Here is a 19,556-nt window from a genome sequence, read left to right as displayed (position 1 = left end):
TAAGGGTCCTCAAAGCCTTTTGTGCACGTTACAGTGCTATCCCCTAGACCCTAACTTGGCGAAGTATACCCAGGGCCCTAAAGCGGCTCTTCGCGGTTAGTGGGGAAAGGGATCCCTGGAATGAGCGTCATGCCGCCGTCCGGGTGGCACTTCTCAATAGAATAACCGATTTGTAGTTGGCTGCGTTTCGGTAGCCGCGGGCGGTTCGCTTGATGTTTTTGATCGCGGTGTTGTTGGCCTCGACCTTTCCTGTCGTGGCGCCGGTAATGATCAGCACCTCGATCTCTTTCCACCACCGGCATACGGTGCGGTAGAGCCTGTTCGTCTCCTGCCGTGCGGCTGCGATGACCAGTTCCTCAAGTACCTTCTTGGCCGTCGCCGCGTCTTCGAGGGAGCCGGTTCGGAGTAGTGCCCGGAGTTGTTCTTTGACCTGCCAGACCGCCCGGAGGGTTCCGGTCGGATCGTCGACGGCGAAGACTTCCTCGAGCCGGTGGGCGGCGCGGCTGCTGAGGGTGTCGCCGCCTCGCAGCAGAAGCATGCGGTGGGCCCAGGCCTTATCGATCGCCCGTCCGCGGCGGCCCTTGACCTGTTGGGAGAGGTTCTGCCGGGTCTCGGTCATGGCCTGGTTGGCCAGCGAGATCAAGTGGAAATGATCAACCGCGACAGCGGTCCGCGGAAGCCACATCCGCAACGCCTTGCGGAACGCCGCCGACGGATCGATGGCGACGACCTGCACCGCCAGGCGCCATTCCAGAGGCCGGGCGAACAGCCAGTCCCCGACGCCCTTGTGGTCCCGCCCGTCAACAACGCCAAGGACCTGGCCGGTGTCCAGATCGACGATGGTCGTCATCCACGGCTCGAACCGGGTCCATGCCTTCGTTCCCGGGTCCTGGAAATAGCGCACCGACCGGAACCTGTGCTCATCGATGCCCAGCATTCGAGGGCTGAGCTTGTCCACGTCCGGCAACTGCAGCAGGCACGCCTCTGTCACCGCGGCCCGGACCATCCACCAGGACACGGCGAAGCCGGCCGCTGTTTCCGACACCGCCCGTCCGGAGCGGATGACCGCGTCCACGAGCTGGTCCCGAAGCCGGGTCGTCGAGCGGGCGCGGTGCGGGACTTGGGGCGTGGATTCAAAGAATGAGAGCCGGTCGCACGCTGGCTCTTCGCAGTACCATCGGTACTTGGACCAGAGCACTTCCACCGGCCCGGCGACTGGGACATCGCGGAGCCGCTGCACGCGGCGTTCCTTCCGCCGGGAGGCGATGACACCGCAGCTGGGGCAGCCCGGCGGCTGATCCGTTTCGATGATGACCTGCCGGCGGCCGGCGACAATAGTGGTGGAAATGACGCGGTAGTCGGGCAGGTTGAAAAGAATGGTGGCAGCGTCGGCTGCGACCCCGGTAGGCTCGATCACGGCTCGTGGTCCTGTTCCAGGTTGAATGCTTAGACACACTCATCCCAGCAGGGCCACGGGCCCCTTTGTCTTCAACGACACGAACTCAATTCCCCACTAACCGCGAAGAGCCCCTAAAGCTTGATAGTCCTGAAATTGCAGTAGTCTTTCGCCCTCAACCGAGCTTTGCTAAGTGGATGCCTTGGAGGCGCCAGCAGCAGACGCCTCCAATCATGTCGTCGCCAGGCAGATGGCTACCATGCCCACCTCAGCTGCATTTGCCGGATAACCGGTATTCAGGGTTGGGTCGTTATTGGCAGGGCCTGGTTAAGCCGAGGAGCTATCTAATGCCTGAGAATATCCTCCATCAAGTCCAAATCGGATTCGAAGAGACGGAACCCCAAGTTGTCGGCGACTAGTCTTAGTGCGTCTGCGCGCCCCGGCTGTGACCTTTGTGACCACTCCGGCTTGCTCGGAAGCCAATTAACCGTGGCTTTGGAGACCATAACGCTTCCATGAACGGCTTGCGCCTGACGCACCCGCTCTCCCCGATCGAGCCACTCATCTCCAATGAGGACTCGGTCGGTTAGCTCACTGCAGTCCTCGAGGATTTCTGCGTACTCGTCAGTAGAGACGTCGGACAGGAGTGGGCGCAGGGCAAGTGCCGAGGGTATCCCTTCTTGTTGCAGCCTAGACAATGAGCGTAGACGGGACTTGTAGCTGGGAGTACGCGGCTCAATTGAAGGGACCGCATATTTGGTGGATACGGAAATTCCTACTTTGACTACCGCAGAGACTGCCTCTAGTTCACGCTGCAATGCTTTTAAGGACGCGACAGCACGATCTCCGATCGAAGCTTTCGTTGAGATACTCACAGACTTTCCGAAGCGGCTGACGCGCCGCAAAATAGAATCAAAGTCCTGCCGTGCGAAGAGATCCGAATCGCAGGCCGGATACAGAATATCGACCTCGGCGCCTAGTTCTGGGCTAGCTTCTAGTTCCGCTAATCCTGTTGGGGGTAGGTAATCACCAAATTTTGCAAAGCAGTATGTGCATCCGAAAGGACACGTTTCCGCGTCAATATTCAAAAGCATGCGGGTAAGTGGACGTGGAGGGACGGTCTCGTTAGAGTGTGACCCCTTCACTCTTTCCGCCGATCTACTCGATGAAGCCCGTCCTGCGCAGCTTTGACTCCCGCGAATAGATCATCCACGTGTACGGAATGCAATCCGGGGTTCTTTTCGTCGGGATCCACAAGATGCACCGTGTCGCCGATTAGTTTGAAAATGAGGGCGTAGCGGATCGGAGACTTTTGTGACCTGTAAACCTCCCCCGGCTGAAAGGCAGCAAATGTACTTGGGAACTCCGCTAAGCTTTCCGCGATAGCATCGGCGAAGGTTGCCTCACTCATTTGTTCAATTGGAATGAACTCCTCTCGTAGAGGTGCATTAGCAGCCAGCAAGAAGGGTTCTACGGTATCGAGTGGAATACCTAGGGATTCTTTCGGATTAATCAGAGGCGGAAGTGCTTGATGGTACCTCCCCTTGGTCCAGTCAGCGGCGCCCAACGAACGGCTCACCATTTCAAGGACCGCCGCGCACGATTCTGATTCTTCTGCGCGGACCAGCACAAAAGGCGAGTACGACGAAACTATAGAACTTGCTATCTCATATTCAGGAGTTACCCAGCCCGCAGGTTTCTGGATCTTCCCATCATGTTCACGGCTCGTGATGCCAGAACTCGTCACCTTTCGCAAATTGGCCTGATGAACAATTTGAAACGGACCTTCCCCATCGATGCCCATCTCAACGAGTGTTCCGAGCGCAAAGTACATGAGGTCAATGACGGCGTCGGTCTGGTCCACAAGAGTGGCGGCTGCGGCAAGTTCTTCGAGTTCCTCCTGCATCCAGGCGACTCGATGCTTCAGCCGGTCTGGTCCTAGAGGCCTCGGATGCGCGGCCACGGGATGCCCAGCGGCTTCGTGAAAAGCCTGCACCCTGCGCTGCGCCCATGACAGCCCGAATTCATTCATTTGGTCGTTGTCCATCAGGTCCTCCTGTCCAGATCGTATCCCGACCGACATCTTCGTAGAATCGGACGACGTTGCCACCTTACGGTTTCCCGCTGTGACGTTGGTTTTATTGGACGAATCCGAGTCCTTTCCTGGCGTGACCTAAGTCTTCTTGATGTCAGCTCCCGTTACTGACTGCCACCGTTCAACAACTACAAGCTCCCTGACTGGGCCAGCAGGTGCTGCCTACGCGTCCAATGACACCAACCACCGGCTGTACCATCTGAGCGCCTTCAGCAACGTTCAAGGCCAAAGCCGGTCACCGGTGATGTGGTGTGATTGAATGAGGGCCACTGGCTATCATTCAACGAGGGACTAAGCGTGAATAAGCAGAGCCGCTACGGGCGTATACTACTTTTCCTTCTCCGAAATTGGAATGCCCTTGTTGCCGGCATTTCGCTCGCTTGCGTCGTTGTCTTCGGCCTGATCCCGCCCCTGCAGCAATACCTACCGGTGTTCTACTTTGCAGCCGCGAACGCCATCGTGTGGACCCTTATCGAACTCAAGACGCTAATCCGATCTCAGGAAGAATCGATTAAGACATACGACAATATGCGTCAGGCGCGTTCGGACATTATTTCTGATATACAACATGCCGTTCGACGATCCCGGGCTGAGGAGCCGGCTAAGATCCGATTCATCGGTGGTCGCATTCGGTCGATGTCTGATCTCATTCGAGAAGTAGCTGATGATCTTTCAAGTGGCCGCGTCTCCGGGCACGCAAATATCGTGCTGTCCAGCATTGATCCAAATTTCATAGCCGAACGTCTTTTGCCTGGAGAGACGGACCCCTCTGACCAGGCTCAGCGAAATCGGCGTTACTCTCAGAGCATCAGTTCAATTGTGACCGAGCTTCTGGAGCGGGGAGACTTCAGTCTAGGGCGGTCGAGCTGTTCCATTGAAATCGTCCATTATCGGTCTGATCCCTCAATCTATGCAATAGCAGTTGAAGGCGTAGCCGTGTATTGGGGCCCGTACACCTGGGCGGCCGCGAACTCAGATTGGGTCGGTCCGGAGAATGGATGCATGCGTCTTGCTACGAGTGCTGCGGGCTACGAACTGATTAGGGACTGGATCGCGAACCGCAGCTCACTGAATGCAGCCGATACGCAGCTGATGCAAGAGCGTGTAGGCGAGAACGAGTGACAGCGGGAAACTTCCTCTCCGGGTCTTTTGCCTCTGATAGGGATTCCGCCGCACGGCCCCTCCTGCGCCGACTGCTGGTTGAATTAACGCGTCCCACATTGTTGCTCAAGGATGAAGCCCTTTGCCTCGATGTCTCAAAAGACGGCCAGGGTAAGGTCGCTTATGTACTTGCGCACTCTCGCTTGACCTGGATGATCTCCGATACGGAAAACATCAAGAAATTGCCGAAGTCTGCCGACTACGCAGTGATTTACGGCATCTCAACACCCAGTATGTTACGGTCACTCTTGGTAAGTCTCTTGCCACATCTAGCTTCTGATGCAGTCATATCTTTAGTTATCGATGCCGATTCTTTAGCGGTTTTCTCTCCCCAGAAAACGCCAAAGGAAACAACCGCTGAAGATCTGCGTCAAGAAGCCTCATTGCCTGCACTCTCGGAACCATGGATATCGGTCGCTCAAGCTGCTGGCTACGATATCGATCATACAATTGAATATCCATGTTTAGACCTCGCCAGTCAGGAAATTAGTTCTTCAGAACATTCGACTGCGCACCGCTACGACGCTTTGCTTTACTTGCGGCTGACCGTTTCACGCACCAAGAATAGGATTCCGACGGTAGCAACCATAGTCCCAGTATCTAGATCAGGCACAGGTTTCAAGGTCTATCTGCAACATAGAATTACGGCAAGCCAGAAAGACTCGGAGTATGAGGGAATGCTTGAGTTTCCCCAAGGCCACCTGGAAGATGGGGAGTCATTTCTCGAAGCTGCCAACCGTGAGCTTCTAGAAGAAAGCGGTCTGATTATAAACCGTCTCTATTCATTTTCGACGGGTGGGGTTCCGGATCTGGGCCAGTCCTTCGAAGCGGAAATTTCTAGACCGCTGGCGGCGGTAGCATTGCGTGGTAGGCTAAATTATTTATCGGTCGTATTCCTAGCCGAGACGGTGCGTCGTGATAGCCCGACTGGTGCGCTAAAAAATAGGGGTATTTGGATCACGCCTTCTGAGTTGCAGGAATTGGCCGACTCCGGAAGGGTCTTTCCCCTAAATCTGCCCTTGGCCGCGGCTATTACACAGATTAGTGAAGACATCAAGTATTGGCTGTTTAATCAGTAAGGGGAGGACCTTCTACACCAGCACCTGTTTGATTGACAACGATCAAATGTCTTGGGCGACGAATAGAAATGGTCTATTGCGCAGCACCCGATTATCCTTCAGATATTACCAAGCGCTTACGATAACATGCTGCCATGTTTTTTCCCGGAGTGGTTCATCATTGATCCATTCCCCGCGGATAACCAACCCCTGTTCTAGGAGAAATTGCTTCAATTCTCCCTGCGTCCAATTACGGCGAAATCGTGAGAGGTTCCCTCTGTAGTCGTGCTTGACGATGTACCCCTCGTCGCTTGTGGCTGCCAGTGTCGTCGCTAAATAAATAAGTCCGTCGTCTCGCACTATCGACTTCATTGACTGGATGATTTTGGGGCAGTCGTGAAATGGGAACAAATGTAGAAATGCTTTTGCGAAAACCAAGTCATACTTGGCATCCCAATCATGTGCCATGAAGTCGCCTTGAACTAGTAGGCTGCTCGGCGAAATAGTATGCGCGACCGATAACATTGCCGGGGAAAAATCAAAACCTGTAGTAATGGCTCCCAAGTCACTGAACATTTTCAGGTTCACGCCATGACCGCATCCCACATCGAGGATTTCAAGCGGCCGTCGTTCGACGACCGTTTCTAGTAGAGACCAGATACGGTCGACGATCGGGATGTCGTTATGAAAGTCTTGGCTGCTACGTTCGTAGTATTGGTCCGCCAGTGCTTCGTAGGTCCGTTGATTGATCGACAAGTAGTCGTCCGTGGATAGGCTTGGTGCAGCCAACTCTTCTCCCATGGGCCCCTCTTTGTCATACGCGAATCAGCACGTTCAGTGTGGACGACATTCATCATCCTATCCTCGACAAATGCTCGGTGAGCTCTGGAGGATTGCTTTTACGGGGCGACGGAGGGTTTGCGAGTTTGGTAATCCTTGGGCCCCTACGGTCGGCAGGACTCTTGCCCACCCAGGCAGGATGCTGGCCCCCTGCACGATTGCCCTGTGACACTCCGAACAATTGTTCCGCACCAACCGGGAGAACGGTTGAAACAGGGAGCCATCGGGAAAGCACCTTCAGCAGCAGTAGTTGCGGTTGACAACCAACTCATGGATGGATTGACGGATAACTCGGATTGACCCTAACTGTCGACCGGCTCGCATAGCGGCTGTTGTCTCGACCGAGCATCCTTCCCGACGGCTCAGGCAAATCGAGAGTTGGACGCGGTCCGTGATCAGTCCCATTGGCCGCGCTAAAAATTGCGCATCGAAGGGGCTCATGTGTTCGTTCAGCAGGCTGTTAACCTTGTTTTATGGCAAAAAAGACAGTCGTGGTTCTGGAAGATGATATTGATGGCTCTGAAGCTAGCGAAACGGTATCTTTCGCCCTCGACGGCAGTGAATACGTGATTGATCTGAATGAGGGGCACGCGAACGAACTTCGCGGAGTCTTGGCCCGCTTCACGGATGCTGGACGCAAGGTATCTGGTGGACGCGGTCGTCCGGCGGCCCGGACGAAGTCCTCGCAAGGTGGTCCGGACGCTAAAGCGGTACGGATGTGGGCGGTTGAGAATGGTATCCAGGTAAATACACGTGGTCGTATCCAAGCGGAAGTCATAGAGAAGTACGAAGCCGCTCATTAGAAACAGAAAAGCGAAATCAGGACGGAATCCAGATAGGTTCACGTCCTGCTCGGACGTAGGGGAATCAGCTGGCGTGCGCTTCTTTCCTTCGAGGTGAGTCTGTTATCCAATTGTCCAAAGCCCGTTGGACAATTGGATTGCTGCCCACAGCCGGGGACAAACCTGATGGGTTGTCCACCCCTACTGCTGCTGAGGGAGCTTTCCCGATGGCTCCCGATGCGCAGCCGTGGATAACCCGGATTGACCCCAACTATGGACAGCCCGCGTGGTCACCTTGAGCGTTGGCTAACATGTCCCCTTTAGAACAGCCCTGGGGGTGGTTCTTCACAGGGTAGAGGGGCGAGTTTGGAGCGGTGGCCGTCGTCCGGGGTGCAGCCTTTGAACGGGCCGTCTGTTGAGAGCAGGACCGACATGTGGTGGTCTGCGTGGTCGCGCCACCACACACTCATCCCTGTGGTGCCGTCCAGGCGCAGGAATTCCCAGGCCCGCCAGAGCGCTTCGAGGCGGCTGATCGCTTCGGCGTGCTTCCACCATTGCGGGCACCATGTCACACCGCCCTGGACGTTGAGCTGCCGGCGGTAGCTGGTGGCCAGCTTGCCGCTGACGAATTCGGCGACGTTCGGGTAGAACAGCTCAGGGGCGTCCGAGTCCTCCTCGGCCGGTTCCATGAGGGCGGCGGTTGTGGCGTCCTCGAGATCGTCGTCCCACTCCCCCAGGCCTTCAGTCATTGGAGGCGCCAGCGGCGATCCATCGGTTCCCGGCCGCGGCCGCCGGCCTGTTCGCAGGGTCATGTGCGGCGATGGAGGCACGCACCGCCTCAGCCTGCGGACCGCTCATCCAAGGCACCGTCTCCAGCAATGCCGCGGGGGCGCCGGAGGCGAACATGATGGCGCGGCCACGGGGAAACGCGGCGAGGTCTGACACGTCCAGGGTGCGTTCTTTGCGGTCGTCGTCGTGGCTGTAGGACGTGCCTTGTTTGGAGCGGCTTCTGGTCATGTTGGAGTACCGGTATTCCCCCACGAGCTGCGCGAGCTCGTTCAGGAACTCAGCTTCGGCGACACCGCCGCCGTAGACCTTGATGTTGGACGCGCTCCAGAGCTTGCGCATCCCGTCGCGGCCCCACACCTCCACGCCTTGGGACCAGGACTGGAGGATGGTCATCAGGACGATGCCCCGGGAACCGTAGTGGCTGTAGAGGTTCGGCAGCTCGCGCCAGCGGCAGACGTTGGCTGCTTCGTCCAGGACACCGACCATGGGTGTGGCCAGACGGCCGCCGGGAGAGTGGACGGCGAGTTCTTCGGCGGCCTCGACTGTGGCTACGGTCAGTGCGGTCACCAGCGGGCCGGCTGTGCCCTTGCCTTCCTTGGACAGGCTGTACAGGGTGCCCTTGGAGCGGACGAATGCTGCCGGGTCGAACTGGGGCCGGGTGTCGTTGTCGTCCTGCGGGGTGACCCAGCGGGCGACTTGCCGGTTGGTGAGGCAGGAGGCCATCTGCAGTGCCGTGCCGTACACGCCGCCGCGTTGCTTCTCGGGTGCGTTGATGACGCCGCCGACCGCGTTGGAGGTCTGGGTGAAGCCGTGGGCTTTGAGGATGTCCACTGCTTCGTCGTCAGTGGGCCGGGTCAACCAGGTGTGCACCTGCGTGATCGGGCGGTCGTCGAGGGCGGCGGCGAGCAGGAGCCCGGCAAGGAGATCCTGGCCAGCCGGGTCGAAGTAGGCGTCCGTCTTGGCGTCCGGGCCGCGCGAGCCGGCCGCGAAGTGGTCAGCCAGGCGTGCAGCTTTCACTTCATCCGTGACATAGGACAGGGGGTTCCACCACCAAGAGGGTTCCTCGAGTGTGACCGACTGCGGGTCGAAGACCCACACGGGGCCCTCGGCTGCGCGGACGTCGCGGGTTCCGTCAACGATGTCCCGCTTGTTCGAGGTCACCAACGCCGATCCCGGGGCAGCGAGGATCGCCGGGATGGCCCGGGAGGTCGTCTTGCCCGTCCGGGGCCCCCAAATGTCGATGTGCATGTCTTCCCAGGAGCCGTAGACCATCTGCCCGCCCAGGACGGTCTTACCGACCGGGACTCCGGGCGAGCCCTTTACCCCGAGACGTTCGGCGGTGGCTGTTGCTCCGCGCAGGCTCAGGGCGCGCAGGTCCCGGCCTTTGGCCATGTGCTGGGCTGCGGCGTCCACCCGTGAGCGCTTGGACCGTCGGTGCAGCACCGCACGGACCACAAGGACGGTCACCAGGATGATGAGGACGCCGAAGCCGATCAGTACCCAGGTGGCGGCCGCGGGCCACGTGACCTTGTGCGAGAACAGGCTGAAGACCAGTTCAAACGGGTTCGCCGGCAAGGTCTGGCCGTCATTGGACAGGATCGAGCCCAGGTGCACGGCAGCGGCCACCGAGCCGACACCGAGCACCACGGCGGTGATGAAGACCCAAAGGAGGATGGTTTCGGTATCCATCCGGGTACGCTTGCCGCTGCTTGGTGCACCCATCAGTTGTCCCCTTCGCCGTTCCGGCTAATCGTCCAGCGCTTGTTTGTATCGTGCAGTTTCTCCTCAACGCTGGTCAGTTTGAGCGCGACGGGGATCCCGGGGCGGCCGCCGACTTTGAAGAGGAACTTGCCCAGGCCCGGGCGTACGCGTTTGCGGGATCCTCCGACGTCGGTCCATGACCCGGGGTCTGCCCATGAGATGAGGCGGGCTTGCTCGGCCCGGGAGAGGGTGACGGCTTTGTTGAGTTTTTCCATTTCGGCTCCGGGGAGCGCGCCGCAGACAACCATGCCGGAGCGTTCGACGAATCCGCGCGCTTTCATCCTCTCGGATTCGGTGGGCAGGGCTTCGAGGTCGCTCATGGTGTGCGTGATCATGGCCTGCCCGACTCCCTCGGTCCGGTTCAGCCGGGTGAGCGAGTCAACCCGGTCGACCATGCCTTCACCGGAGCGCAGTGCCCGCCACAGTTCGTCCATGACGACGAAGTAGTTCCGGCGCGGTTCCAGGCCGGCGTCGGCCAGGGTGTGGGCCACCTGGACGGTGGCGAACCCGGTTGACCAGCAGGCCAGCAGGCAGGCCGCTTGGATGTCCCGCTGCGTGTCGGAGATCCCTGACAGGTCGAAGACCACGGGTTTGGTCAGGTCCATCGGCTGATCGGTGGGCTGGGAGAACATGTCTGAGAACCGGCCCGAGCCGTCGAGGGAGTACAGCGACTGGCGCAGCTGGTCGGTCGCGTCGAGGTAGCGGCTCATATCGCCACGGTCCAGAGCTATCGCCCGCAGCTCGTCGGGGGCGTCTTTGATGACCTCGATCAGATCCCCGATCAGGGGAACGCGGTCCAGTCGCTCGTCCAGGATGTGCAGGGCCCGGTCAATCAGGGATTCCTCGTGGGCGCTGGGCTTTGCGTTCCGCACGATGGTGATCAGCGCCGTGATCATGTTCAGGCGCCGGTTGTGCGAGTCGGCCATCAGCTGTTCTGCCAGCTTCTCTGCCTTCACGGCTGCCGCGAGCAGCTGCGCGGCCGCGGCCTGGTCGCCATCTGGATCGTTCAGGGTCCGGTTCGCCTTGGCCCGGTGTTCCTCGGCCGAAGCGAGCAGTCTGACGGATGCGCCGGTAGCCTCGCCGGGATCCAGGACGTTCAAATGACCACGGCCAGGACCCAGACTGATGACCTGCCCGCCGAGGGCTTCGATCAGGTCAACATAGTCCGGCTTCAGGTCACCGAGGATCAACGGGTTGATGCTCCGGCCTGCCAGGCCCAGGACGATGTGCCGAACCAGGGTGGACTTGCCGTAGTGCGGCAGGCCGAGGACGAACATGGAGGGGTTGTTGATCATGCCGTGCATGAACCAGCTGATCGGATCTGCCCCGAAGGGCGCTCCGGTGTCGGTGTGAACCCCGATCGGCACTCCCAGAATCGGGGTGCCGGACCCGCCCACGAACGGCCAGAGACCGCAGACTTGGACCGATGTTCCGCGCCATTCGTCGGCTGCCGTGACGTAGACGGCTTCGCCCTGTCCGCGGCCGCGCCAGCCCCGCAGGCCCGGGCGGCGGGCGACCGCGGCCGCGAGCTTCGTGGCAGGGGCCGGTGTGCGCTGGTGCTTGGTCTTGCTGCCGAACATCACATGGCCTCGCGGATCTCTTCGGGAACCTTCAGGTGCTTGGGCAGGACCAGTCCCAGTGGCAGGGACGCGGCGAAGGCAGAATCCTGTGAACCGTAGGCGCGCCGCAACAGCAGGCGCGCCGACGGGCCGAGGTTGCCTTCCACGACGGCCACGGCGTCCTCAAGGTCACGGGGGGACAGCACCGTGGCCGTGACCACCATGCCGAAGTTGACCAGCCCGGCTCCCTTGGCTTCCTCCGCCGCGGTTGCCTGCGCCGCGCGCGCATCGACCAGGGCGCGGGCTGTGGGCCGGTTGGTCGAGGAGGCCCGGGTCAGGGCGCTGGTCTGGTCCGACTCCACGATGGCGGCCGCACGGCCGGCTTCGATCGGCCGGTACAGCAAGGTGACGCGCTTGCGGGCAATTTCCCCGTGCGGTGCCACCAGGCGGGCCAGCGCTGATGCCAGGATGTGTCCGCGCGGGGCGCCCGTCATTGACCAGGACACAGAGTGGCCGGAATCGTGGCGGTAGCCGTCCCAGTCGGCCTGGTGGGCTGAGGGTCCGACGTCGCCCCAGTCCAGGTCGACAGGTGTGCCCTGGTAGTGGGCTTCGTCGATGAGCCGGGCCGCTGCCGGGTCGTACGCGACCCGAACGACCTCACACAGTTCCTGGGCGTTCAACGGCGCGCATGCCCCGGCACCGGTGGATTCCAGACGCTCGGTCAGGCTGGGAAGCCGTGACGCGAGATCCCTTGCGATCTCTTCTGCGGTGCGCCGCTTGCCGCCGGCCCGGGCAGCGGCGCTGAACGTCAAAGCGACCCACGCCCGGATCGTGGCCGATCCCTGCGGATAGGTTTCCAACGCCTCCCGGAGCATGGCCTTGGCAATGTCAGGGGCGTCGTCATGAATGTTCGACTCAACTTCCCGGCGCAGCCGCGCCCCGGAATCGGGGGCAGTTTCGACCGTGACGGATGCAGCCACGACGGCAGGTTCATTCGACAACGAGGCCAGCCAGCCGCCCCAGTTAGCCACCCAGGCATCAATCTGCTCGGGATCGACCAGCGACGCCCCGTCAGGCTGCGTGCCGAAAACAACGGTGTAGTGCGCGGTGGAGGGAAGGTGGATCAACGCGAACGGGCGCCCATAGGAGTCCGTGAACTCGTACAGCTTGGAACCGGCAGAGATCCCCGGCAGCTGGAACTCGCCCCAAGGCGTCAGCCCCAACGGACCGGAGCGGTAGATGTTGGCGCGTCTGCGCCGTGCGGAGCGGAACGCCAGCCGGGCGAAGACCCGCTCCCCTACGGACTTGTTGTGCTTGTCGGTCACCGAGACGACGGCCAACGCCACCCCAAGAATGAACAGAGCAACGAGCCCGGCGAACCAGCCGCCGACAAAGAGACAGATCACCGTGATGATGAGGCCAACAAACAAACCGGCTGTTGCCAGCCCGCCAAGGGTGCCGATGCCGGCCTTACGCGGACGCCGCCAGTTGCCGTAGGTCGGTTCCCTATATGTGTTCTCGATCGCTGCCATCTCAGGCACCCCCCGTAGATTCTTCGCTCATGTCTTTGATCGCCCCGGAAGCGGCCTGGCCTGCTTCAACGCCTTTCTGTGCGGCCAGTACGGCGACACCGCCTGCACCCGCTGCCGCAGCTGCCGCCCCGCTGCCTGCAGCAGGACTGCCGGCGCCGGTGGATGCTGCCGGGCCAGTTCCGGAGTGCGCACCTGTTGCTCCCGAACCCGTGGCTCCTGATTCCCGGGTGCCGGTCTTTCCTGCCGTGCCAGCGGTTCCGGCTGTTCCCTGGCTGCCGGTCCCTGAAGGACCCTGCGATCCAGGGTTCTGGCTCGATGCGCTGTGGGTCGTCGTCGAGCTGGTGGATGGGCCGCCGCCTCGGCCGGCGCTGCCCATGCTGACAGCACCGGAAGCCATGGCACCGACCGTTCCCGCAGCCACAGCTCCACGGCCGCCAGCAACGGCACCCACCATCGGGGTGACGAAGCGCATGAGGGCTGGCATGGCGAACAAAGCGATGATCATCAGGGCCAGGCCTGTGACCGTGCTCAGGAGCGCGGAGCCAAAGTCCTTGCCGTCACCAACGTTCCCGAAGATCTTGCTGCCGCTAAGTTGGAAGGCCGTGGCGTAGACGATGGCGGCCGCGGGCTTGTAGAGAATGAACGCAATCAACCAGGCCGTGCACTTCTGGAACCAGCCCTTGCCGGCCTCGGTGTTGGTAAAAGCTGCAGCCGTAGGGAAGATCCCCGTCAGGATGACGAGCAGGCCGCCGCGGACGATCATGAGCACGATCTGCATCACCGAGGCCAGAATCGCGATCAGCCCCAGGAGGATGATCATGATCGACCCGATCGGGCTGGTAGCCGAAAGCGCCAAAAGGGACGTGATGTTCTCGTTGAACGACGTTCCATCGGTGGAGTTGTTGATGATCCAGGCAGAGAATTGATCGGCCGCGACCGTCAGGAGGCCTACTGCCGCTACACCCGCGCCAGACACGACGATCAGGGTCGCGAGCGAACGCACCAGATCACGCAGGGGCGCACCCCTTCGTTCAATCACCATCTTGGCCGCACCCACGAGGACAGACAGCACCGCCAGGGACGCCGTCCAAAAATAAAGACTGTTCTGCAGGAACAACACCGGATCACTCCCGGTAGAGCCTCCCGGCGCTGCTGTTAGAGCGGGAGTCCCCACATGCACCCAAAACGTGCCAAGCGTTTTGATGACGTTTCCCACGGCATCGGCAATAGCTTGAGCCATATCCTTGGTTGCGTCGTTCGCCCGGTCACTTATGAAGTCACCGGCCTGGCACCCGAAGTTCCACCAGTCACAAGGCTTTCCGTTCTGGTCCATCGGCCGCAAGCTAGACGCCCTCCCAGGGAATGAACCCGCTCAGGTCGGCCAACTGCTTTCCTTCAGGCTGACCGGAAGCAGGAGGAACAGCTTTCCAGTCGCCGCCGGACCATTGCAGCACTACGGGCAGTGAGCCGAAGGTTCCGTTAGACACCTTGAATCCGTACTCAATCACGGCGCGATCCCCGGTGTAGTCCGTGAGCTTGAAGCCAGCCAGCTGGAATGAAGGCCCTCCAGAACTACCTGACGGCGAAGAAGATCCGAGCATTTTGTCGCGCTCTGGGCTGTCAACGGTCAGGTACCGAAGAACCAGGTCGTTGTGGCCCGAGCTGGCGAGGATCACGATATTCGCTCCGGCATATAACGCCCCGGTGGGTGAGTGTGCGAAGCAGGAGCGGAGGCCGTTGGCTTCGGTCTTGCCGGGGCCGAATTGCGTTGGTGATGTTGGCGCGGCAATTTTTCCGACCAGCTCCCACTTGGTGTCGGTGGGTGTGGTGGCTGGTTTGGCCTGGTCGCCGGAGGGCAGGCCGCAGACGCTTGCGGCCGCCGCCGCGCTGGGCTGCGTACTGGCGCTGGTAGATCCGGAGTTGCTTGGCTCGGTTGCCGGGTTTCCTCCTCCTTTGGGGAGCAGGGCCAGGATGATTCCGAGCGCGACTATGATCGCCACGACAACGGCCGAGATGATGAACTTGGGTTTGGTCAGCGGATTCTGGTCTTCGTTCACTGTCGGTTCAGTCATGGCTGGGCTCCTTAGACCAGGGCGCCTACGACACCGCCTGCAGAGGCTGCCAGGATGCAGCCACCGAGGACCCATGCCAGACGGCCGGCGTGCTCGCCGCCTTCGCCGCGTCGGTTGTTGATCATCATCGTCCCGGCGGTGATCAGGATGCCGGCCACGGCCAAGCCGAAGACGATCCAGGCGACCCATTTGAGGATCGTGAGCAAACCTTCGGAGCCGGGAGGTGCTTCACCGGTGCCCGGGTTCGGTATCTCGGTGATGGCAATGCTGGACCATTCCATGGCCTTGGAGAACAACATAGGGTTTCTTCTTTCTACTTGGCCGTGAGTGCGGCGGTGGCGGTTACTGCGAGGTGTATCTGCTCAAGGATGGTGCGGGCTTCTTTGGGCAGTTCTTCGGGGGCGACGTCGTGGCCGTAGCGCCATCCGTCCACCCAGGGAAAGTGCCACAGGTGGGGTACTCCCCCGCCGACGACGCGGGAGAAGTCGCGGATTTCTTTGGGGAGCCGTCCGGGGGCGTCGGCCATGACCACCAGGCCAGCGATCTGGATCCCGGGAAGTGACCTTGAAGCCCATTCAGTTGCCGCCAACCGGGCCGCGCGCAGGCCGGGGATATTGGAACGGGCAACGAGGACGACGACGGACCCGGCTGCCGTCAAAGGCCAGTGATGATCGGCTGCCCTGCTGTTCTTGTCCAGGCGTGCAAGTGAGGTTTCGCCCGCGCCGCCGTGCACGCCAAGCCACCAAAAGGCTGGTTGGCTTCCCGTAACATTCCTGCGCGGAAGGCGGTCCGCTTGGTCCGGCTGCGGAACACTTAGCTGCGGCTTCGTCGCCCCGGTAGGGATGAAAGGCGGCTCTTCCGGGATGGCTGGAACGGGTTCGTCGATAGTGTCTGCGCCGAGGTTCACCCAGCGATTCTTTGAGACCGGCATTTCACATCCCCTAGTAATGTCCGCAAAGATCGTATCGGTACCATCCGACACGAAAGGCCATAAGTGACCTCCAGCAACAGCTTTCGTACCTTTCAATCACGTCTAGTACATCACAGTACACATTTGTGGTCTATGCTGGCTCTATGCGGTGGGACGGACTGAGCGTGGACCCCAAGTACCTGGAAGCACTCTTCGCCAAGTACCCGGAGCGTCTTACGCCTCAGGACCTCGAAGAGATCTTCGGGTTGTCCCGAAACACCGTCTACCGCTGGCTCCAAACCGGAGTGATTCCTGCTTACCAAGTCGAGAAGACATGGTTGATCGCCAGAGATCAAGTCAAGGACTGGGTCTGGGAGAACCGGAACACACTCAGGAAGGGCCAGACACCGGAAGTGAACACCGCAGACGAGACAAACCAGGACCAGCCCTAGGGCGAAGCAACCGAACAGACGTAAAGCAACGGGCAGATGTGAGGGGGACACATGCAGTCACCAGGGAGCGGGGCCGTGCTGGTGGCCGGTGCCGTCCTTGCGCCTGTTGGCCTGGTGCTGTCCATCATCCTGTTCGGCGGGGGCTCTCAGGCCGCGGCCGACGTCTGCTCACCGACCGGTTCCAGCGTCAGCGTCGACGCAAACCAGCTGCCCAAGGTCGCTGTCGCCGGCTATCAGGGCGAGCAGCTGAAAAACGCCGGCCTGGTCATCAACGCAGGCAAAGCCCTTGGCCTGTCTGCCCGGGGCCAGACGATCGGTGTCATGACGGCCATGGGTGAGTCCGGGCTGCGTGTCCTGGACCACGGCGACGGCCCGGGACCTGACTCCCGGGGACTGTTCCAGCAGCGCGGCAACGGCGCCTGGGGCACCTATCAGGACCGGATGAACCCCACGACCTCCGCCAGCAACTTCTTCAAGGCCCTCCAGAAGATCAACGGCTGGGAACAGCTCGAACCCACCACCGCCGCACACAGGGTCCAGCGCAACGCTGACCCGTTCCACTACCGGGCCTACTGGCCGGCAGCCGTCGAGGTCGTCGCCGCCCTGGGCGACGCGAAGATCACCGACGCCGGGGGCACAAGCTCCTGTGGCATCCCGGGCCGATCCGGCACAGGCGATGACCTGCCGTGGAGCACGGCCAAGATCTACGAGCCCTCCCCGCTGGGCATGTTCAACCGCGAATGCGTCGACTTCGCCCTCTGGCGCATCAACCAGCAGCTCGGCAGCACCACCGCCCCCTACAAGGTCCTGAACGGCACCTTCCGGCCCGACGGTGCCCTCCTCGGCTCTGCCCTGACCTGGAAGGACGGCTGGGACGCCAAAGGCTGGCCGACCGGCACAACGCCACGGGTAGGAGCGGTCGTCTGGTACTCCCCCGGCACCGGAGGCGCAGACGGCACCTACGGCCACGTCGCCATCGTCAAAGCCGTCAACGGTGACGGCACCTTCTTCGAAGAGGGCTACAACGGCAACCCCGCCCCCAACGACCACACCTACTACACCCGCACAGTACAGAACGGCACTCCCAGCGCCTTTCTCTACCTGCCCGGCAGCGACTCACCGGAGGAACCATGAAACGCACCCTGACAGCCCTCGCGGCCCTGCTCATGTGTACCGCCTGCGCGTCAGTATCTAGTACAACGCCCGCGGAACCGTCACCCAGCACTTCCACCACCGTGCCGGCCACCCTCAGCGCAGGCGGCAAGCCCCAAGCCCCCGGCGGCACAGCGCCCGCCACTTTGGGCATTGCCTGGGACGAGGCAAGCAAAACAGCCGCGCGGGAAACCGCCACCAAGGCCATGACGCTCTTCGCCCGCCCCACGGTCACGGACAAAGTTTGGATCCAGGAGCTCGGGCAGCTCCTGACCGCCCAAGCCACCGCCGATTACCAATATGTTGACCCTGCCAACATCCCGGTCACCAAGGTCACCGGAACAGGCCGGCTCAAGATCGATGAGAACAACGGTTTCGGCTGCCATGTCGTGTTTCCCACCGATGCCGGCGACTACGACGTGCAGCTGCTCCGCAGCGCAGCGGACAAGCCTTGGCAGGTCAACCGTTTCACACCCCCGAACGGCGCAAAGTAAGGACAGATGATGGAAACCCAAGCACTCGACTTCCCCAAGATCAACGCCGTTCTCCGCACCAACGGAACCGGCGAAGTCACCATCAACGGGACCTCCCATGCGATCGAGGCCGCCGACGAAGCCGCCGTCCTTGCTGACGCGATACGCCTCATCACCGAAACCGCTGTTCAGCTCGGTCGACCCGTCCGGGTCAGCACCACTGATCCGGACGGGCAGGGCCTCATCATCGTCTCCCCCGAGGGTGTCGTCAGCGAGGCCACTCCAATCAAGCCCGCCTCCCGACGGGAGGACATTTTGCCCGTTAAGGCCGCCCCTTCACCCGAACCGGCCAAGGTCACGACCACGCCCGTTCCCGCTCCGCCTCGGGAAGCCCCACAGCCCGAAGAAACGCCCGAGGATCCAACCGGGGCAGCGCCAGTGACTTTCGGTGCAGCTGTCACTGACGCGGCCGCCCAGGAACCCGCACCGGCCGCCACACCAGCCGCTGAAGAACCAGCCGGCCGGCGCAGCCTCAAAGACACCTCGTTCCTCATCAGCACGCCCGTGCTCCAGCCCGCCACGCGCGGCTGGCGCGGCGCACTCAGCCGCCTCGGCTTCCGCATGGACCCATCCGCCGAAGAGCTGGCCGAACGCGAAGACATCCGCACCGTCAGCCAACACTGGCCCGGCCCCCGCACAGTCGCCGTCGTCAACCGCAAGGGCGGAGCGAACAAGACACCCACCGTCGTGATGCTCAGTGCAATCCTGGCCCGCTACAGCGGCGCAGCGACCGTCGCCTGGGACAACAACGAATCACAGGGCACGCTCGGCTGGCGCACCGAACAAGGCGGCCACAACAACAGCGTCCTGGATCTCATCGACTCATCAAAGGCGCTGCTCTCCCCCAGCGCCCAAGCAGCCGAGATCGCCCAGTTCGTCCACCACCAGACCTCAGACAAGTTCGACGTCCTGCGCTCGGACGAGAACGACGAAGGCGACCACGAAGTGACCGCTGAGGAGGTGGACATCGCCCACCAGGTGCTCACCCGCTACTACCGGCTCATCGTCATGGACTCAGGCAACACCGCCCGCGCGGCCAACTGGCGCCGCATGATCCACCACACCAACCAGCTCGTCGTCCCAGTGACAGCCATCGAAGACCGCGCCGAGGCCGCGCGCCTGACCCTCCAAACGCTCGAATCCCGCGGCGGCCACGATGCCGAACTGGCCCGCAACGCCGTCGTCATCGTCTCCGAATCCACCGACGCCAAGCGCAGCATGAGCGGCGACGCACTCAAGCGGGCCAAAGATGAGGCCCGGCGTATCGCTGACGGCTTCGCCCCCCATGTACGAGCCGTGGTCCGCATCCCCTACGACCCCGCCCTGGTCAACGGCCCCATCCGCTACGACGCCCTCCAACCAGCTACCCAGCGCGCGTGGCTCGCCGCGGCTGCCGCGGTGGCCAAAGGCTTCTGACCTCGTCTAATGGAAACGACACGCCGAACGGGCCGCGCAGTTAACGGT

18 protein-coding genes are annotated in these 19,556 nt (G+C 61.4%); 7 read left to right on the top strand and 11 right to left on the bottom strand.

The window, feature by feature from the left end:
• Window positions 1-127 precede the first annotated feature (127 nt).
• Together HNO81_RS16575 and HNO81_RS16570 are read right to left on the bottom strand one after the other, a co-directional pair.
• Window positions 128-1,417: an ISL3 family transposase gene (locus tag HNO81_RS16575; protein ID WP_175319200.1), complete on the bottom strand. Its 1,290-nt coding sequence runs from the start codon at window positions 1,415-1,417 to the stop codon at window positions 128-130.
• A 1,120-nt stretch (window positions 1,418-2,537) separates the two neighbouring features.
• Window positions 2,538-3,443, bottom strand: coding sequence for a hypothetical protein (locus HNO81_RS16570; RefSeq protein WP_217509523.1), 906 nt, complete (start codon window positions 3,441-3,443; stop codon window positions 2,538-2,540).
• 345 nt (window positions 3,444-3,788) lie between these two features.
• Between HNO81_RS16570 and HNO81_RS16565 the strand changes: the two genes are divergently transcribed.
• Window positions 3,789-4,613 carry a hypothetical protein gene (locus HNO81_RS16565; RefSeq protein ID WP_175319199.1) on the top strand — a complete coding sequence of 275 codons (825 nt, stop codon included), beginning with the start codon at window positions 3,789-3,791 and terminating at the stop codon, window positions 4,611-4,613.
• Window positions 4,610-5,731 (top strand): NUDIX domain-containing protein, encoded by a 1,122-nt coding sequence (locus tag HNO81_RS16560; RefSeq protein ID WP_217509522.1) that lies wholly within the window; start codon window positions 4,610-4,612, stop codon window positions 5,729-5,731. Before HNO81_RS16565 ends, HNO81_RS16560 begins: the two co-directional genes overlap by 4 nt.
• Window positions 5,732-5,836: 105 nt before the next feature.
• On the opposite strand, the gene HNO81_RS16555 is transcribed toward HNO81_RS16560, so the two are convergent.
• Window positions 5,837-6,511, bottom strand: a complete 675-nt coding sequence (locus tag HNO81_RS16555; protein ID WP_175319198.1) for a bifunctional 2-polyprenyl-6-hydroxyphenol methylase/3-demethylubiquinol 3-O-methyltransferase UbiG — start codon at window positions 6,509-6,511, stop codon at window positions 5,837-5,839.
• 512 nt (window positions 6,512-7,023) lie between these two features.
• Between HNO81_RS16555 and HNO81_RS16550 the strand changes: the two genes are divergently transcribed.
• Complete coding sequence (locus tag HNO81_RS16550) at window positions 7,024-7,353, top strand: Lsr2 family protein (RefSeq protein ID WP_175319197.1); 330 nt, start codon at window positions 7,024-7,026, stop codon at window positions 7,351-7,353.
• A gap of 299 nt (window positions 7,354-7,652) precedes the next feature.
• Here HNO81_RS16550 and HNO81_RS16545 read toward each other — a convergent pair whose 3' ends face one another.
• Genes HNO81_RS16545 through HNO81_RS16510 form a run of 8 tightly spaced genes read right to left on the bottom strand, consistent with a single transcriptional unit; the run spans window position 7,653 to window position 15,952 of the window.
• Window positions 7,653-8,081, bottom strand: a complete 429-nt coding sequence (locus HNO81_RS16545) for a DUF4913 domain-containing protein (RefSeq protein ID WP_175319196.1) — start codon at window positions 8,079-8,081, stop codon at window positions 7,653-7,655.
• Window positions 8,074-9,843: a type IV secretory system conjugative DNA transfer family protein gene (locus tag HNO81_RS16540; protein ID WP_175319195.1), complete on the bottom strand. Its 1,770-nt coding sequence runs from the start codon at window positions 9,841-9,843 to the stop codon at window positions 8,074-8,076. The genes HNO81_RS16545 and HNO81_RS16540 overlap by 8 nt, the downstream gene beginning before the upstream one ends.
• Entirely contained in the window at window positions 9,843-11,462 is a 1,620-nt protein-coding gene (locus HNO81_RS16535; protein WP_175319194.1) for an ATP/GTP-binding protein, read from the bottom strand. The genes HNO81_RS16540 and HNO81_RS16535 overlap by 1 nt, the downstream gene beginning before the upstream one ends.
• On the bottom strand, window positions 11,462-12,973 hold the full coding sequence (locus HNO81_RS16530; protein ID WP_175319214.1) for an SCO6880 family protein: 1,512 nt from the start codon (window positions 12,971-12,973) through the stop codon (window positions 11,462-11,464). Before HNO81_RS16530 ends, HNO81_RS16535 begins: the two co-directional genes overlap by 1 nt.
• 1 nt (window position 12,974) lies before the next feature.
• Window positions 12,975-14,306, bottom strand: a complete 1,332-nt coding sequence (locus HNO81_RS16525; RefSeq protein ID WP_175319193.1) for a hypothetical protein — start codon at window positions 14,304-14,306, stop codon at window positions 12,975-12,977.
• 10 nt (window positions 14,307-14,316) lie between these two features.
• Window positions 14,317-15,045 (bottom strand): hypothetical protein, encoded by a 729-nt coding sequence (locus tag HNO81_RS16520; RefSeq protein WP_175319192.1) that lies wholly within the window; start codon window positions 15,043-15,045, stop codon window positions 14,317-14,319.
• Window positions 15,046-15,056: 11 nt separating this feature from the next.
• Window positions 15,057-15,344 carry a hypothetical protein gene (locus tag HNO81_RS16515; protein WP_175319191.1) on the bottom strand — a complete coding sequence of 96 codons (288 nt, stop codon included), beginning with the start codon at window positions 15,342-15,344 and terminating at the stop codon, window positions 15,057-15,059.
• Between the two features lie 14 nt (window positions 15,345-15,358).
• A complete protein-coding gene (locus tag HNO81_RS16510) occupies window positions 15,359-15,952 on the bottom strand; it encodes a DUF6668 family protein (RefSeq protein WP_371818298.1) in 594 nt (197 codons plus the stop codon).
• Window positions 15,953-16,140: 188 nt separating this feature from the next.
• On the opposite strand from HNO81_RS16510, the gene HNO81_RS16505 reads away from it, so the two are divergent.
• From HNO81_RS16505 to HNO81_RS16490, 4 genes are read left to right on the top strand one after another with little or no spacing between them, the layout of a single operon-like run.
• The gene (locus HNO81_RS16505; RefSeq protein WP_371818297.1) at window positions 16,141-16,407 is read left to right on the top strand and encodes a helix-turn-helix domain-containing protein; all 267 of its coding nucleotides are present in this window, start codon (window positions 16,141-16,143) and stop codon (window positions 16,405-16,407) included.
• Window positions 16,408-16,458: 51 nt separating this feature from the next.
• Window positions 16,459-17,541 carry a CHAP domain-containing protein gene (locus HNO81_RS16500; protein ID WP_175319188.1) on the top strand — a complete coding sequence of 361 codons (1,083 nt, stop codon included), beginning with the start codon at window positions 16,459-16,461 and terminating at the stop codon, window positions 17,539-17,541.
• Window positions 17,538-18,053: a hypothetical protein gene (locus tag HNO81_RS16495; protein WP_175319187.1), complete on the top strand. Its 516-nt coding sequence runs from the start codon at window positions 17,538-17,540 to the stop codon at window positions 18,051-18,053. The genes HNO81_RS16500 and HNO81_RS16495 overlap by 4 nt, the downstream gene beginning before the upstream one ends.
• 6 nt (window positions 18,054-18,059) lie before the next feature.
• Window positions 18,060-19,508, top strand: coding sequence for a chromosome partitioning protein ParA (locus tag HNO81_RS16490; RefSeq protein WP_175319186.1), 1,449 nt, complete (start codon window positions 18,060-18,062; stop codon window positions 19,506-19,508).
• Window positions 19,509-19,556 lie beyond the last annotated feature (48 nt).

Origin of the sequence: Pseudarthrobacter sp. C4D7, assembly GCF_013359725.1 — a bacterium.
GTDB lineage: Bacteria > Actinomycetota > Actinomycetes > Actinomycetales > Micrococcaceae > Arthrobacter.
This window is presented reverse-complemented; position numbering and strand designations above follow the sequence as displayed.

Coding starts and splice junctions, on each gene's coding strand:
- HNO81_RS16525 (WP_175319193.1), bottom strand. CDS start 14,306: ATGGACCAGAACGGAAAGCCTTGTGACTGGTGGAACTTCGGGTGCCAG.
- HNO81_RS16500 (WP_175319188.1), top strand. CDS start 16,459: ATGCAGTCACCAGGGAGCGGGGCCGTGCTGGTGGCCGGTGCCGTCCTT.
- HNO81_RS16535 (WP_175319194.1), bottom strand. CDS start 11,462: ATGTTCGGCAGCAAGACCAAGCACCAGCGCACACCGGCCCCTGCCACG.
- HNO81_RS16570 (WP_217509523.1), bottom strand. CDS start 3,443: ATGGACAACGACCAAATGAATGAATTCGGGCTGTCATGGGCGCAGCGC.
- HNO81_RS16550 (WP_175319197.1), top strand. CDS start 7,024: ATGGCAAAAAAGACAGTCGTGGTTCTGGAAGATGATATTGATGGCTCT.
- HNO81_RS16515 (WP_175319191.1), bottom strand. CDS start 15,344: ATGTTGTTCTCCAAGGCCATGGAATGGTCCAGCATTGCCATCACCGAG.
- HNO81_RS16555 (WP_175319198.1), bottom strand. CDS start 6,511: ATGGGAGAAGAGTTGGCTGCACCAAGCCTATCCACGGACGACTACTTG.
- HNO81_RS16530 (WP_175319214.1), bottom strand. CDS start 12,973: ATGGCAGCGATCGAGAACACATATAGGGAACCGACCTACGGCAACTGG.
- HNO81_RS16540 (WP_175319195.1), bottom strand. CDS start 9,843: ATGGGTGCACCAAGCAGCGGCAAGCGTACCCGGATGGATACCGAAACC.
- HNO81_RS16495 (WP_175319187.1), top strand. CDS start 17,538: ATGAAACGCACCCTGACAGCCCTCGCGGCCCTGCTCATGTGTACCGCC.
- HNO81_RS16490 (WP_175319186.1), top strand. CDS start 18,060: ATGATGGAAACCCAAGCACTCGACTTCCCCAAGATCAACGCCGTTCTC.
- HNO81_RS16520 (WP_175319192.1), bottom strand. CDS start 15,045: ATGACTGAACCGACAGTGAACGAAGACCAGAATCCGCTGACCAAACCC.
- HNO81_RS16545 (WP_175319196.1), bottom strand. CDS start 8,081: ATGACTGAAGGCCTGGGGGAGTGGGACGACGATCTCGAGGACGCCACA.